Source organism: Pseudoalteromonas sp. SR43-3 (genome assembly GCF_014163875.1).
Taxonomy (GTDB): domain Bacteria; phylum Pseudomonadota; class Gammaproteobacteria; order Enterobacterales; family Alteromonadaceae; genus Pseudoalteromonas; species Pseudoalteromonas distincta.
In genome coordinates this window covers 29,432-45,665 of the sequence record NZ_JACJEC010000004.1, presented here as the reverse complement: position 1 = coordinate 45,665, position 16,234 = coordinate 29,432, and the positions used below count along the sequence as shown (strand labels likewise).

The following is a 16,234-nucleotide window of genomic DNA, read 5'->3' as shown; positions in this document are numbered from 1 at the left end:
GTTAGTACCTGTAAGGCAGCCCTTTCTTTTGCTTTATTTTTAAAAATGCAGCTTGCAGTGATTCTATTAAATGCATATCTGTTTTTTTATTCGCAGCTAAATAAGCATCAATTGTTAGCTCATCTGTTTTATAAATAAACTTTAAGTGTGCTGGTTTGAGCTTTAGATAATCACTCATCTGCTGCATATATAAAGGATCGTCTACAATTAAATCTACTTTTTTAGCGAGTAGTAAAGAGTATGACTTTTGAATATCAGAGGTTAAAACAACTTCAAACCCCAGTTTTGCGAGGGTTTGTGTTGAAAAATCATTGCGCTGCATAGCAATTTTGTACACTTTAGCTTGTTCAGTAGTGTTTATAATAAGATCATCTCGCTCTGATAGGCCAATAAAGCCTAGTTCAAAACGTTCGACAGGTCCTATCCAATAAAATTTGTCTTCTCGCTCTACAGTGCGTGCAAGGCTGTATATAAAGGTATTTTTAAGCTCATCTGCAATTTTATAAGCACGTGCCCAAGGGTACATTTGAATGTTAGGTGTTAGATCAGCCTCAGCAAATATATCTCTAATAAATTGAGTACCTTCACCTGCTACCTCACCATCAATCAACACCTGGTTTGGCGGTGCTAACTCTGTAACAACAAGGATGGGTTCTTTTGCTTGAACATACACAGAGCAAATTAAAAAAAGAGAATAAAGAATATATTTCACAATAGCGGATCGTTAGTCGGTTAGCTTAAGTAATATAAGTGTGGCTGAAAATACGAAAAACACAAAAAATATTTATGTGAATTTGTTACTAAGATATTGGTTTATTTGAGTTATATATAACCATAAATAAGGTTAAATAGCTTGAAGGTGGGGGAGTGTATAAATGTGGAAGGCCTAAAACGATAAAAGGGCCTTGCGGCCCTTGGTGAAGTATCGTTCAAGTCAGATAGAGCTTTAACCCCTTAAAGCGCTATCCTCTTGTTTTGCAACACCGGTGTTCATCTCAATAAGTTTCTAAGCTAGCGAGAGGAAAAACCCAGCAATTGCTGCGCTCATAAGGTTAGCCATAGATCCTGCTAACACTGCTCTGAGCCCTAAGCGTGCGATATCCTTCCGCCGACTAGGCGCCATACCGCCTAACCCACCTAGTAAAATGGCTATCGATGATAAGTTAGCAAAGCCACATAGAGCAAAAGTAACAATTGCTTGTGTGTGCGCGCTTAACGTATCGCGATAATTTATAAAGTCTAAGTAAGCAACAAACTCGTTCACTACTATCTTTTGACCAATAAAGCTGCCGGCTATAATTGCTTCATCCCATGGCACACCTAGTAACCATGCAACAGGAGCAAATACATAACCTAATATTTCTTGAAGCGTTAATGTTGGGTAATCAAACCACCCACCAATACCACCTAATAAACCGTTTAGTAGTGCAATTAGCGCTACAAAAGCAAGTAACATTGCACCTACATTAAGTGCTAAATGCATACCGTTTGCTGCACCTGATGCAGCTGCATCAATTACATTTACAGGCTTATCTTCGTCATCTAAATCTAAATCAGCTAAGTTATCTTTAGGCGTTTCAGTTTCTGGCACAATCATCTTGGCCATTAAAAAACCACCTGGAGCAGCCATAAAGCTCGCTGCTATTAAATACTTAAGATCTACGCCAATAATAACGTAACCGGCCATTACAGAGCCTGCCACAGTGGCTAAGCCACCTACCATCACTGCAAACAATTCCGATTTAGTCATTGTTGCTATAAATGGCTTAACTATTAGCGGTGCTTCAGTTTGGCCAACAAAAATATTTGCTGTCGCTGAAAGCGATTCTGTGCGAGAGGTTTTCAATAATTTTTGTAAACCGCCGCCTAAAATCCTAATTATCCAATCCATAATGCCAAGGTGATACAACACAGCAACAAGTGCTGAGAAAAACACGATAACGGGCAAAACTTGAATCGCAAAAATAAAACCTAATGTGTCTTGTGAGGCAAGTGGGCCAAACAAAAACCCAATACCGTCGTTTGCATAACCAATAACCGACGATACGGCTGCTGACATGCTCGTTAACACATTTTTTCCTGCTTCAAAAAACAGGACAAAACCGCCAATAACAACTTGCATCGCAAATGCTATACCAACGGTTCTTAAATTAATTGCCTTGCGATTAGTTGATGCCGCAAAGGCAATGCTTAGTAGCACACACATGCCCACTAAGCTCATAAATGTTGTCATACAAATGTTTCCCGTTGTTATTCTTGTAGTAAATATTTTATCTTACTTTTTATTATATCAATCGCAACGCGGTTCATACCGCCTCGAGTCACAACTAAATCTGCGTTATGCTTAGAAGGCTCAATAAATTGATAAAACATCGGTCTAACAGTTGCTTGATACTGCTCAACAACAGATTGTAATGTTCTGCCTCGTTGCTCCATATCACGTTGCATACGACGCATTAAGCAAATATCTAAAGGCGTATCTATAAACACCTTAATATCAAATTCTTTATTAAGCGCTTTGTCACTCAATAATAAAATACCTTCAACAATGAGTATTTTAGCAGCAGGCACTCGGCGAGTTTTCTCGCTACGTGTATGCTGTGCATAATCATACGTTGGTACTTCAACTGAATTTCCACTACGAAGCTGTGTTAAATGCTCAAGCATTAACGCATGTTCAAATGCATCAGGATGGTCGTAATTCGTTTGCGTACGATGCGCCATCGGTAAATGCGACTGATCCTTGTAGTAAGCATCTTCTTCAATAATGGCGATAGCGCCTGGTTCAAGCTCATTAACCAATTCATTGTATATAGTTTGGCTAAAAAGAGATTTGCCCGACGCAGACGCGCCTGCAATAGCTATAATAGTAGTTCGTGTCACTAAAGTTCTCACCCACACAGAAGGATATATTGTTGGTAGATCACAATAGCAAAAAAGACACGATTAATCTCTTTTGCTTCGCTTAAGAATGCAAATTTATAATGTTTAGGTTTTATGAAACAGGACTTTTGTCCTGTACGGAAAAATCGATCAGCGGATAAAGTAACCACCTAGAATCAAAGTGAGGTCAAAATGGCAAGAGCAATTATCTTAATGGCAGATAGCCTAGGAATCGGTGCAGCACCAGATGCAGATAAATTCGGCGATCTTGGGGCTAATACATTCGCTCACTTACTAAAAGCATATTACGACGAAACAGGCGCTGCATTATCGCTTCCTAACCTATCAAAACTTGGGTTAGTGGATGCATGTGAAGCTGCCGGTGGAGAACCGTGTTTAATTTCAGACCGCCAAGCTTCTCAAGGGGCATGGGGTTACGCTAAAGAATTATCTAGCGGAAAAGACACGCCATCAGGTCATTGGGAAATGGCAGGAGTACCTGTGTTATTTGATTGGGGATATTTCCCAAAAACACAGCCAAGTTTCCCACAAGAATTTATAGACGAGTTTATAGCTCGTACTGGTATTCCTGGCATTGTAGGCAACTGCCATGCATCGGGAACAACCATTTTAGAACAGCTAGGTGAAGAGCACGTAAAAACAGGTAAACCAATCTGTTACACCTCAGCTGATAGCGTGTTTCAAATAGCCGCGCATGAAGAGTCATTCGGCCTAGAGAAGCTTTATCAAGTTTGCGAAATCGCACGGGCGCTACTTGATGAAATGAATATAGGACGAGTGATTGCGCGGCCATTTTTGGGTTCAAATAGCCAAGACTTTGCTCGAACGGGTAATCGTCGCGACTATTCAGTGCTTCCGCCAGCACCAACATTGCTAGATGTGTTAGCAAAAGACGGCGGCGAAGTAATTAGTATTGGTAAAATTTCAGATATTTACGCGCATCAGGGCATAACCCAAAAGCATAAAGCACCTGGGCTTATGAACTTGCTAGAAAAAACCAGCGAAGTAATGAAAAGCGCACCAGATCATAGCTTAATCTTTACTAACCTAGTTGATTTTGATGAAAAATTTGGTCATCGCCGTAACCCAGTAGGTTATGCAAAAGCATTAAAAGAATTTGATGACTATTTACCAACTATACTAAAGCAGTTAAACGCAGATGATATATTAATGATCACTGCAGATCACGGTTGTGACCCAACCTTTCCAGGTTCTGAGCACACTCGCGAATACGTACCGGTTATTGCATATAAACCAGGTATGAGTAACACACCTCTAGGTGAACGCAACAGCTTTGCAGATATCGGTCAAACACTGGCACAGTGGTTTAACTTATCTGCGCTTGATTACGGCGACAGCTTTTTAAATGAGCTAACAACGCCAAATAAAAAGGAAAACAATTAATGAGTACTCCGCATATCAGTGCAAACGTTGGTGATTTCGCCGAAACAGTATTAATGCCAGGCGATCCGCTACGTGCGCAATATATTGCTGAAAACTTTTTAGATGATGCAGTACAAGTTACAGGTGTTCGTAACATGTACGGTTTCACTGGTACTTACAAAGGTAAGCCAGTAAGCATCATGGGTTCAGGCATGGGCATTCCATCAATGTCTATTTATGCACGTGAGCTAATTGTAAGCTTTGGCGTTAAAAATATTATACGTATTGGTACGTGTGGTGGTATTGGCACAGATATCAAAATCCGTGACGTAATTTTTGCACAAGGTGCAAGCACAGATTCAAACGTAAACCGTGCACGTGTTCGTGGCTACGATTTTTCTGCTATTGCTAACTTTGACCTACTTTTAAACGGTGTAAACGCCGCTAAAGAGCTAGGAATAGAGGCAAAAGTAGGTAACGTATTTACAACCGACACTTTCTACCAAGCAGACGACTCGTTCTACAAAGACTTAGACAAGTTAGGCATGCTAGCAGTAGATATGGAAACAGCCGGTTTATATGGCGTTGCAGCTGAATACGGCGCAAACGCAATGGCATTATTTACAGTAAGTGACCACGTAATCACCGGTGAAGCAACACCTGCTGATGAGCGTCAAAGCACGTTTAACGAAATGGTTAAAATTGCATTAGAGTCAATAGCTTAAATAATACATAACAGTTCCTTGGTAACGTATTCACTAAGTTTTGGAGACACGCCCAAAGTGAAGTGAGACTAACCTCCAAAGCCGCATTTTATGCGGCTTTTTTTATGCCTGAAGAAAACTGATAGCAGCTTCTAATTACTTATATCAATTCGCTTAATTAAGTGATCTATTTTGAGGATGGAAAAACGTGTTGATAGCTAGGCAAAAAATTCGCTATTTAGTTGTTCTAAATGAGAATTTTTTAACGCAGGTAGCGACACGTTTAGCCCCTAAAAATGATTAAGTATTATTTCGGGTTGGTATTAATTCAACCATCCTAAAAACTACGTTTTTAAACGCCTGCAAGCAGCGCGTCTACAGGTAAATTAAACTGCTGAGTGTAAGTTTCTCAGGTAGGTACTAAGCTTGCTCGCGCGAGAAGCACTTAAGCTAACTACTCTAAAAGCGCAGCATCTCTAAACCTATTTGTGTATAACAGCCCTAAAAAACAATATGCACGCAGAGAAGAAAAGGAGGAGCAAATGAGAAGAGCAAAACCAATGCTGACTCGGCATTATAAAAGTACAAGCGTTGCTTTAAAAGCTTGTAACCTGCGCGAATAGCTGTGTTTATACCAAGTTTAGAGTATGACTTGTTGCTCATGTTAGAAGCACAGTTTCAGATTGTTTTTATTATTTTAACTTCTAAGCTCTTCTCTAAAAGCGCAGCGTCTCTAAACCTCTTTGTGAATTAATCACTTTTGATCTTAGCTCTACGCTAGAGCTGAGTTTGTAGAGCGCAGTTAAGCTTCTAATTACACAACAAACTTTACCTTTAAAAACAAAAAAGGGCCAAGGCCCTTTTTTATGGTGTTGCGCCTAATCATACAGGCCAAATTCTGAGTGCTTAAACAACTTCACCAGCCACTATCGTATTAAAGCTGTTGTTGTCATGCAGGCTTGCAAATGCGCTCTCGTGTAATAATTCATTACGTAAGTTTGGAGAGTATTCAAGTGCCATTTTAATATCGGCTAATGCATCAGCATGCTTATGTGTTAGTGCATAAGCACATGCTCGTTGCCAATAGGCATAACCATAGTCACTATCTATATCAATAGCTTGATTACACAGCTCAATGGCTTGTGCTGTTTCATTAATTTCTAGTAGTGCATCGGCTTTATAAGCAATGGCTTCCACATCTTCTGGTTTGCGATTGAGTATTTCATTAAAAATTTCAATTTTATTTGCAAAATCACTTTCTAGGTTTGCGCGCATCCACAACGAATGAACTTCGTTAGTCACCGATATGCGCTCTTGGTTGCTGAGTATTTCTTCTGAGCGAACGCGTAGTTTTTCTTCAAGAATTTTTAATCGGTCTTCATACTCGTCTGTAATTACACTCACACGCGTATTTACAATATCTTCTACTTTGTTTTTAACATCGCGCAACGAGTTCCAACCCACTAAAACTAAAATCGACGCCGTAGCGGTAATTATAAAAAACACATTATTAATGGTATCTGTAGTGTACGTTAATGCGCGATCGGCAGTATCAAGCTGCGCATGAGTAACCTGCTTAGTTACATCTTCACGAAGCTTTTGCTGATCTTGCCTAACTGCTTTTAGCTCATCTAATATGTAGCGCTCCATTAGCGGCTTATACATAGGCTCTTTGAGTTGTTGAAGAGCTTGTTGCTCTTGTTGTGCTGTAGGTGAAGCTGGTTGCTTTTCAGCAGAGTTCACTATGCCTGAAAACAAATTTAAACAAACAAAAAGTACAGATAGGTAATAACGCATTGGTACGCCTAATTAAATTAATTACTGTAATAACTTTAACATGCAGGGCTTAATGGCACTAGGGCGTGTTGTTCTTTGTGGATTAAAATTGACCTAATTTAGATAGGAGCAATAGTTGTAAAATTTATTTAGCCTAGTGAGCTTAGCAATAATAGGGTAAAGCGTGAGCATATTACCCATGCTCAGGTAATTTGAGTAAAAATAGGCAAAAAAAAACCAGCTCAAGGTGAGCTGGCAAAAACTGCTTAAAACAACAATATGTCGTAGGGATTCACAGGAGAACAACTTCATACTAACTGAATCTTTATGAACAAATACTTAATTCAATTCAACTAGTTAAAAATATAAGAATACTCAAAGTATTCGGTTTATAAAGTAAAGGTGCATTGGGCTTAAGTAATGCACCTTTATCATTATAACTATCTAACTACAATTTCATGGTGAAGGGGGGTATTCCAATGTGCGCTTTAGTAAACTAAAGCCACTTTCAAACCCTTCATATACCATTACGCCGAAATTTTTCAATTCGATCACAGGTCTAGTAAAAAGATTAAGGTTAATTCACCGATTTTGAATTTTTATTTTGCGTAATGCTTTATATGCGCGCCATCTGACTTTTTTACTATTATTTTAAACGCCACTTTAAGCCTATTGTTAAATACATCATTAACGTAAGGGCAATCAAAAATATAAATTGGAGCAATCGTTTTAAATAGTATGTTGAGGCTGGCGTAGCATAATTTATACGCCTATATTAAGGATACGTAAGCACTTAGGTAGGCACGCTGAGTAAAAAGTAAGCCTATTAAATAAAAATAACCGTTACTTTTTAAAAAGTTATAAACACATAAGCAATAATACTGATTGATTAAGTATTTTACTTTTCTATTTTAAGGATTTCACAATGAGCAAGCCAACAGCGGGTAAATGCCCTGTTATGCACGGTAGTAATTCAGTTGTTTCTAAAGTAAACACCGATTGGTGGCCAAACACACTCAACTTAGACATTCTTCATCAACACGATACTAAATCAAATCCATACGGCACTAATTTTAACTACGCAGAAGAATTTAAATCTCTAGATTTAGACGAAGTAAAAGCCGACTTAAAAACCTTTATGACCGACAGCCAAGATTGGTGGCCTGCCGATTGGGGCCATTACGGTGGTTTAATGATTCGTATGGCATGGCACTCAGCGGGTACGTACCGTTTATCTGATGGTCGTGGTGGCGCAAGTACCGGTAATCAACGTTTCTCGCCTTTAAATTCATGGCCAGATAACGCAAGCTTAGATAAAGCACGCAGACTTTTATGGCCACTTAAGAAAAAATACGGTAACAAACTCTCATGGGCCGATTTATTTATTCTTGCTGGTAATATGGCATACGAATCAATGGGGCTTAAAATTTATGGTTTTGCGGGCGGCCGTGAAGACATTTGGCATCCAGAAAAAGATATTTACTGGGGTGCAGAAAAAGAATGGTTAGCACCAAGTGATGAACGCTACGACAATGTAGAAAAACCAGACACCATGGAAAACCCATTAGCCGCAGTACAAATGGGCCTAATTTACGTTAACCCTGAAGGTGTTAATGGTATACCAGATCCACAAAAAACGGCAGATCACGTACGTGAAACATTTGCTCGCATGGCGATGGACGATGAAGAAACCGCAGCGCTAACAGTGGGCGGCCATACAGTAGGTAAAACTCACGGTAATGGTAAAGCAGAGCACTTAGGTCCAGAGCCAGAAGCAGCAGACGTACACGAGCAAGGTTTAGGTTGGAACAGCACCAAAGAAGGCGGCTTTGGTCGTCATACTGTAACTTCTGGCCTTGAAGGCGCATGGACCACACACCCAACTACATGGGATAACGGATACTGCCACTTACTTTTAAATTACGAATGGGAACTTACTAAAAGCCCAGCTGGCGCTCATCAGTGGGAACCTGTAAATATTAAAGAAGAAGACAAACCAGTAGACGTAGAAGATCCATCAATTCGTTTAAACCCAATGATGACCGATGCCGATATGGCCATGAAAGTGGACCCTGCGTACCGTAAAATAATTGAGCGTTTTTATAACGACTTTGAATACTTCTCTGATGTATTTGCACGCGCATGGTTTAAGCTAACTCACCGCGATTTAGGTCCTAAAGCATGTTACTTAGGTAAAGATGTACCAAGCGAAGACCTAATTTGGCAAGATCCTATTCCAGCAGTTGATTACACATTATCAGACGATGAAATCACAAGCTTAAAAGCACAGCTACTTGATTGCGGTGTAAGTGCAAGTGATTTAATAAATACAGCGTGGGATAGTGCACGTACGTATCGTGGTTCTGATCGTCGCGGTGGCGCAAATGGCGCACGTATTCGTTTAGCACCACAAAAAGATTGGCTAGGTAATGAGCCAGAGCGCTTAGCAAGTGTGCTTAGTGCCCTTGAAAAAGTACAAGCGGGTTTATCTAAGCCAGTAAGCATGGCTGATTTAATCGTATTAGGTGGCACAGCGGCTGTAGAGCAAGCTGCAAAACAAGCCGGTGTTAATGTAACAGTACCATTTGCACCAGGACGAGGAGACGCAACAGACGAAATGACTGATGCAGAATCGTTCGATCCGCTTGAGCCTGTTCATGATGGATTTAGAAACTACCTTAAAAATGACTTTAGCGTATCCTCAGAAGAGCTATTGTTAGAGCGCAGCCAATTAATGGGCTTAACAGCACCAGAAATGACTGCACTTATGGGCGGCATGCGTGTACTAGGCACAAACTACGCAGGCACTAAACATGGTGTATTTACTGATAATGTAGGCACGCTATCTACCGACTTTTTTGTAAACCTAACCGACATGGCTAACAACTGGAAGCCACTAGAGCCAGGTATATATAATATTGTTGAGCGCAAAACAGGCACCATTAAATGGACTGCCACACGCGTAGATTTAGTGTTTGGTTCAAACTCTATTTTACGTGCCCTAAGTGAGTTTTATGCACAAGACGATAATAAAGAACGTTTTGTACATGACTTTGTAAATGCATGGGTAAAAGTAATGAACGCAGACAGGTTCGATCTTAAATAATCTGTACGCTAAATAAAAACGGGGGAGTATTGAATACTCCCCCGTTTTTTATGCGTTTTAATTTCACGGCTAGATAAGCCCGCTTTTTTTAAAGCAATAAAACTTATAAAAGTGCAAAAAGCTTTTGTAGTTGTGGCATATATTCGCTCACAAGTTCAAGGTTGTTTTCGCTTACTAAAGATTCTGTAGACTCCTCAGCTGCGCTTGACGATTTACCAAACGAACCCATTAATGAGCTAGCGCCTTTATCTTTAGCACTTTTCATACTTTGAAAACCGCCCATTACTTTATTAGCAGTTTCTTGATTATCAGCAGAAAGGCCCGACTTAAGATTTTCGATATAAGCCATTGATACTTCAGAACCTACAGTTACTAGCTGCTCTGGCGTAAAACCGTAACGGTTTGTAACACTCGCAAAGCTTTTGTATAGGTCTTGTTCTTTAATCATGCTTAATGCACTGTTAGCTAAAGAGCTTTGTTCGCCAACACTTTGATCTGCAGAACCACCTAGCATACTTGCTAAATCTAAGTCTTTTAACGACTCTTGGCTGCTTGCCCAGCTAGTCACAGCTGGCAGTGCTTTCATATAGCTTTGAAGTTGACCTTCGTTAATATCCTCTGCAAGGCTTGAGAAACTCATCGCTAATAAGCTAAGTGATACAAGTATTTTTTTCATTGAGCATTTCCTAGTATTAAAGTAGTGCCAATTAGAAACTAATAAGCAACACTTGCCAACACAAAATAAAATATTGGCTGATTTATAGTACAATTTATGAGAATTTATTTAAGTTCTAAGAATTTAGTTGATTCACCACAAGCTAATGTACTGATGATATAATGTATTTTTGACAAATAGAGCTGAACACAATGTTAACAATTTCAAATACTGTCACTATCGATGAATGGGAACTAGAGCTCACAGCTATTCGTTCGCAAGGTGCCGGTGGTCAAAATGTTAATAAAGTAGCAAGTGCAATTCATTTACGTTTTGACATTAACCGCTCTAAATTACCTGACTTCTACAAAGAACGCTTACTTGCCTTAAATGATACAAGAATTACCAAAGACGGCGTCTTAATAATTAAAGCGCAAAGCCACCGTACCCAGGAGCTAAACAGAGAAGATGCCCTTAAGCGTTTAAAGGATTTAATCCTTAGTGCTACGGTAGTTAATAAAGCGCGTCGAGCCACCAAGCCCACCCGTAATTCACAGCGAAAGCGCATGGACAAAAAAACCAAGCATGGGCAAAACAAAGCGCTACGCGGCAGCATAAAGTTTTAGCTTTAAATGATATTAATAAAGTAGATTAGGGGCTTGATATTTACATGCATGCACTATTTTTACACCGTATTGCTTGTATAAAAATATAAGTGAGGGCTAGCCTCACTTATAATAACTATTAATATTTACTTAGCCATCTCTAAATCAGATTCTGCATCTGCCAACATTGCAAACTCTTCATCAGCGCTTTTAGCAACTAAGTGTTTTGAGCTGTAGCCAAAGTAATATACGGCGCCCACAATAAACAGCATTATAGTGTATAAAAATGCACGAGGGTCGAACGCATACACACCCGTTAATGCTATAAGCGAAAGCACTAAAGCAATACTTGACGTTACTACGCCCCCTGGGGTTTTATACGGGCGAGGTAAATCAGGTTGTTTAACGCGTAGCAAAATATGGCTCAGCGCCATTAATGCATACGATACAGTTGCACCTACTACAGCCATTGCAAGTATTAAATCACCCTCACCACTGAGTGATACTAAAAAACCAAATACGGCAGGTACAATCAACGCACGTGCTGGCACTTTGCGATTAGTCGTAATCGACAACGAACGCGATAAATATCCGGCTCTAGATAAAGCAAACACTAAGCGACTATAACCATAAATAATAGAGAAAAACGAAGCAACTAAACCCGCAAGCCCTAATATATTTACTACAGTTGCTAAGGCCTCGCTACCCGATGCATTTAATGCATCAACTAAAGGCACTGCACTTGCGCCCATTGCAGCCGCACCGCCAGCGCCAGGCACTAAAACAACAACTAAAAATGCAGTAAATAACAAAAAGATCATTGCACCAATAATGCCTTTTGGCACATCTTTAGCGGGATCTTTTGCCTCTTCTGCAGCAAGCGGTACACCTTCAACCGCTAAAAATAACCACATGGCAAACGGTAATGCAGCCCAAACCCCGTACCAACCTAAAGGTAAAAACTCACTGGCTCCCACTGCATCGGTTACGGGGACGTCAAATAAGCGTGATGCATCAAAATTTGTAATTAAAACAAAAGCCGTTGCAATAATAGCTAATACTGCTAAACCACTTATTACCATCATTACTTTAAGTGCTTCTCCTACGCCTGCTAAATGAATTCCCACAAATAGTAAGTAAAATAATGCATATACCCATGGTCCATTAAATCCGGTAAGGGCTTCAACTGCAGAGCCTATAAAAATAACAATAGCAGCGGGTGCTAAGGCGTATTCAATTAATACCGCAAGCCCGGTTAAATAGCCTCCCGCAGGCCCCATAGCTTGGCGCGCAAAACTATAACCACCGCCTGCTGCAGGTATTGCAGCTGACATTTCAGCAAGCGACAATACCAGCGCTAAATACATAACTGCCATTAACACTGCAGCAATGGCAAAGCCACCCCAACCCGCTTCGGCAATACCAAAGTTCCAACCTGCAAAGTCACCCGATATTACATACGACACACCCAAACCTGCGAGTAATAACCACCCCGCAGTACCTCGTTTTAACTGTCTTTTAGCAAGGTACTCTGTATTATTAGTAGACATAACGCTTCTCCGTTGATGTTTAGTTTTTATTGTTTTATTTCATGTGTTTTTAATTAAAATTACTCAGCAATTAAAAAGTTAGTGGTTGAAACCTGATGCTCAATTACATCGTCTTGTGTACGGTCTTTTAAATTAACCCCAGTTAGTTTTAGTTTTTTAGCTTCACGTAATAAGTACAGCGCACGCCTAGCCGCTTCTGTATAAGGTAGGCCTGCTGGGCGAATATTCGATATGCAATTACGACATGCATCGTTAAGTCCTGTTTTAGGCTCCCATGTTAAATACAAGCCAAGGCTATCTGGCGAACTAAGTCCTGGGCGCTCTCCTATTAACACCATAACCACCTGCGCATTTAGCAACTCACCTATATCGTCGCCAATTGCTACTCGACCTTGTTCAACCAAAGTAATGGGGGCAATTTTAAATTGCTTGTCTGTTGTAAGGTGCGCTAATAGCTCTGTTATAAATGGGCATGCATTTTTTTGTACCGCTAACGAGGAGAGTCCATCAACCACTACAATCGCTAAATCGTATTTAGCCTGTGTAGTGTGCTTTTGTTTATTCATATAGCTGAGAAGTATTTGCCTACCATTTTCATCAAGCTTGCGGCCTAAATCGGGTCGCTGAAGGTAAGTAACCCTGTCAACAGCTTGGCTGTGTAAATGCAGGGGAGGGGCAACATCTTTTAATACGCTAATACTGCCTAGTTGCTCAGTCATTTCGTTAATATCAAGCGGAAAACTCACTGCATCGCGCGCTTGTGCATGAGATAGCTGAAAAGCCAGCATTTCTGAGGTTGGCAAACTTATACCGGCGCGGCCAAGACCAATACGCGCATCGGTAAAGCGGCGTAAATCACTCCAAGGGTTGTGCACTACATTACCGTTATTTTTATGCTTGTTTACTGAGTTATCTAAAGGAGTGCTCTGTTTTGAACTTGATTTCATGAGCCACCTCCAGTAATTGCACCCAGAGGTTTGGCAAAGGCGGGAGGCAAGGTATCTGAAAGTGTAATATCGGAAGTGCTTTGCATAATTTTCATTTTGCTCAGCCATGCCTCAAACTCAGGGGCGGGTCTAGAGCCAAGAACACGACGAACATATAATGCATCATGAAACGACGTAGTTTGGTAATTAAGCATAATGTCGTCAGAGCCAGGTATTCCCATTACAAACGAGCAACCTGCAACGCCTAATAGCGTTAGCAAGTTATCCATATCGTTTTGATCGGCCTCTGCATGATTGGTGTAACACACGTCGCACCCCATCGGTATACCTAGTAACTTAGCGCAAAAATGATCCTCAAGTCCTGCTCGAGTAATTTCCTTACCATCAAACAAATATTCAGGGCCAATAAACCCCACCACGGTATTTACCAGTAACGGGTTAAACTTACGAGCAACGGCATAAGCGCGAGCTTCACACGTTTGCTGATCAAGCTCATGATGCGCATTTGCAGAAAGCGAACTGCCTTGCCCAGTTTCAAAATACATCACATTATTGCCAACAGTGCCGCGCTTTAAACTCAAAGCTGCATCTTGCGCTTCAGCTAAGGTATTTAAATTAAAACCAAAACTTGAATTAGTCGCCTCTGTGCCACCAATCGACTGAAATACTAAATCAACTGGTGCGCCAGCTTCTATACATTCAATGGTGTTAGTAACATGGGTGAGCACGCAACTTTGGGTCGGTATGGCGTACTTTTGAATAACATCATCCATTAACGTCATTAATTTAATGGCTTGGGCAACGTTATCGGTTGCTGGGTTTATACCTATTACTGCATCGCCATTACCGTATAGCAAACCATCAAGCATGCATGCAGCAATACCATTAATATCGTCAGTTGGGTGATTTGGTTGTAAACGTGTAGATAAATGCCCGGGGAGGCCAATAGTATTTCTAAAAGCACTCGTAACATGGCACTTTTTAGCAATTAATATGAGATCTTGATTGCGCATTATTTTGCTAACTGCAGCAGCCATTTCCGGCGTAATACCTTGCCTTATACTTGCAAGTACAGCAGGTGTTGCAAAGTCACTTAAAAGCCAATTACGAAAATCGCCTACGGTTAAATGTGCAATAGCCATAAAGGCATTTGCATCGTGCTCGTCAATAATTAAGCGTGTAATTTCGTCATCTTCGTAGGGAATAAGTACCTCATTTAAAAATGTTTTAAGAGGTATATCCGCCAATGTCATTTGTGCCACAGCACGTTCTTGTGCTGATTGTGCAATTACGCCCGCTAAGCGATCACCCGAACGCTGCGGTGTAGCTTTAGCCATTAACTGGGCTAAGTTCTTGAATTTATAAGTATGTGTACCTAAAGTGTAACTGTACGCTTGCCCCATGATTTACTCCACATAACTAATATGATCAACCTTGGTATAGGTTTTGCTGCATCTTTAGCTATAAATCAATATTGAATAGTTACAAGACAGCTTATTTTGTACCAAGTAACTATCGAATTTTGGCAAAAGATTCTTTATTAAACCAATTCAATTGGTTACACACGCAAAGCGGTGTTAACTTAAGCATAATGAAAGTGTAACGAAAAAGAGCATCCCCGATATGGCGCAGCAAAGTAGCTTCAGCGCACCACTAAAGAGCAAGGTGCAAACACACGATATAGACGAGCAAGCGCATAGCCTTACTCAATGGCAGCAAAAATACGATCAAATGAGCTACGGCAGCTTTTATGGTTGTATTGAAGAAACGGATTACGCCAATATTCATGTGTTTAAAGAATACACTGAGCGAGCGCTTCGTCAGCAATGTAACATAGCCCCTAATTCGGTTTGGCTCGGCATTCCTTGTCAGTCACAGCAAAGTAAAATTAATGGTTTAAGTGTGGCAAGTAATCAATTTATGTGCCGTACCAGTGATAACGACTTTGAGTTGATAACCCCTGAGCAATTTAATATTTATGGTTTGGTAATCGATTGGAACTCAATTGAATATATGGCGCAGCTCCAAGGCGTAACATTGAAAAACCTGGCATCTGCACAATCAGCTCGTTTATCGGTGAGCAACTCATCTTTGCAAACGGCAAGACAAATAATTAATAGCATGGTTGTAGGCAAGGGCTTTGGACTTAGAACCGAATCACAACAAGATATGCTAAACATGTTGGCACTACACTTATTACAAGCAGACAATACGCAGCAAAATATTGCGCCAAGTTATAAACACCGCAAAGCCGTAGTAGATAAAGTAAAAGATTACGTGGCCACAAATCCACAAAACCCAATAACCATAACCGAGCTGTGCGAGCTTTCCTTTGTAAGTAGGCGCACACTTCAGTATAGCTTTGAGAGTATTTTAGGAATTAACCCTTTGCGGTTTTTACGTTTAACACGCTTGAATAATGTAAGGCGGGAACTAAAAAAACCAAACCAAGATAAGCCCATTTCAGTAATAGCAGCCAATTGGGGATTTTGGCACGCGGGACAATTTGCTAAAGATTACACGCAACTATTTGGTGAAAACCCATCACAAACAGTTAAAAATAATAGTTTTAAAGGTTAAAAACTACACTTCTAACTTGAGTAT

Annotated in this window: 13 protein-coding genes; 5 read left to right on the top strand and 8 right to left on the bottom strand. The window is 40.3% G+C overall.

The annotated features are described in order from the left end of the window. Position 1: 1 nt before the first annotated feature. From H5088_RS06605 to udk, 3 genes are all read right to left on the bottom strand, one after another. Entirely contained in the window at positions 2-712 is a 711-nt protein-coding gene (locus H5088_RS06605; RefSeq protein ID WP_182752494.1) for an ABC transporter substrate-binding protein, read from the bottom strand. A 294-nt stretch (positions 713-1,006) separates the two neighbouring features. Next, a complete protein-coding gene (locus tag H5088_RS06600; protein WP_039488805.1) occupies positions 1,007-2,233 on the bottom strand; it encodes a NupC/NupG family nucleoside CNT transporter in 1,227 nt (408 codons plus the stop codon). A gap of 17 nt (positions 2,234-2,250) precedes the next feature. Beyond that, positions 2,251-2,883 carry a uridine kinase gene (gene udk, locus H5088_RS06595; protein ID WP_024596281.1) on the bottom strand — a complete coding sequence of 211 codons (633 nt, stop codon included), beginning with the start codon at positions 2,881-2,883 and terminating at the stop codon, positions 2,251-2,253. A gap of 192 nt (positions 2,884-3,075) precedes the next feature. On the opposite strand from udk, the gene H5088_RS06590 reads away from it, so the two are divergent. Continuing rightward, entirely contained in the window at positions 3,076-4,308 is a 1,233-nt protein-coding gene (locus H5088_RS06590) for a phosphopentomutase (RefSeq protein WP_182752493.1), read from the top strand. Then, positions 4,308-5,012, top strand: a complete 705-nt coding sequence (gene deoD, locus H5088_RS06585; RefSeq protein ID WP_007376638.1) for a purine-nucleoside phosphorylase — start codon at positions 4,308-4,310, stop codon at positions 5,010-5,012. The genes H5088_RS06590 and deoD overlap by 1 nt, the downstream gene beginning before the upstream one ends. An 885-nt stretch (positions 5,013-5,897) precedes the next feature. On the opposite strand, the gene H5088_RS06580 is transcribed toward deoD, so the two are convergent. Beyond that, entirely contained in the window at positions 5,898-6,788 is an 891-nt protein-coding gene (locus H5088_RS06580) for a TPR end-of-group domain-containing protein (protein ID WP_182752492.1), read from the bottom strand. Between the two features lie 904 nt (positions 6,789-7,692). Here H5088_RS06580 and katG point away from each other — a divergent pair. Next, the gene (katG, locus tag H5088_RS06575) at positions 7,693-9,873 is read left to right on the top strand and encodes a catalase/peroxidase HPI (protein ID WP_182752491.1); all 2,181 of its coding nucleotides are present in this window, start codon (positions 7,693-7,695) and stop codon (positions 9,871-9,873) included. A gap of 103 nt (positions 9,874-9,976) precedes the next feature. Here katG and H5088_RS06570 read toward each other — a convergent pair whose 3' ends face one another. Then, complete coding sequence (locus H5088_RS06570; RefSeq protein WP_002959106.1) at positions 9,977-10,549, bottom strand: hypothetical protein; 573 nt, start codon at positions 10,547-10,549, stop codon at positions 9,977-9,979. Between the two features lie 191 nt (positions 10,550-10,740). Between H5088_RS06570 and arfB the strand changes: the two genes are divergently transcribed. Next, complete coding sequence (gene arfB / locus H5088_RS06565) at positions 10,741-11,154, top strand: alternative ribosome rescue aminoacyl-tRNA hydrolase ArfB (protein WP_182752490.1); 414 nt, start codon at positions 10,741-10,743, stop codon at positions 11,152-11,154. Between the two features lie 125 nt (positions 11,155-11,279). Here the strand turns inward: arfB and eat are convergent, their stop codons facing one another. Genes eat through H5088_RS06550 form a run of 3 tightly spaced genes read right to left on the bottom strand, consistent with a single transcriptional unit; the run spans position 11,280 to position 15,033 of the window. Continuing rightward, the gene (gene eat, locus H5088_RS06560; RefSeq protein ID WP_182725021.1) at positions 11,280-12,683 is read right to left on the bottom strand and encodes an ethanolamine permease; all 1,404 of its coding nucleotides are present in this window, start codon (positions 12,681-12,683) and stop codon (positions 11,280-11,282) included. Positions 12,684-12,742: 59 nt separating this feature from the next. Next, positions 12,743-13,630 (bottom strand): ethanolamine ammonia-lyase subunit EutC, encoded by an 888-nt coding sequence (gene eutC / locus H5088_RS06555; RefSeq protein WP_182752489.1) that lies wholly within the window; start codon positions 13,628-13,630, stop codon positions 12,743-12,745. Then, on the bottom strand, positions 13,627-15,033 hold the full coding sequence (locus H5088_RS06550; RefSeq protein WP_182695276.1) for an ethanolamine ammonia-lyase subunit EutB: 1,407 nt from the start codon (positions 15,031-15,033) through the stop codon (positions 13,627-13,629). The genes eutC and H5088_RS06550 overlap by 4 nt, the downstream gene beginning before the upstream one ends. 220 nt (positions 15,034-15,253) lie before the next feature. Between H5088_RS06550 and H5088_RS06545 the strand changes: the two genes are divergently transcribed. Further along, a complete protein-coding gene (locus tag H5088_RS06545; protein WP_182752488.1) occupies positions 15,254-16,210 on the top strand; it encodes a helix-turn-helix domain-containing protein in 957 nt (318 codons plus the stop codon). Positions 16,211-16,234: the final 24 nt, after the last annotated feature.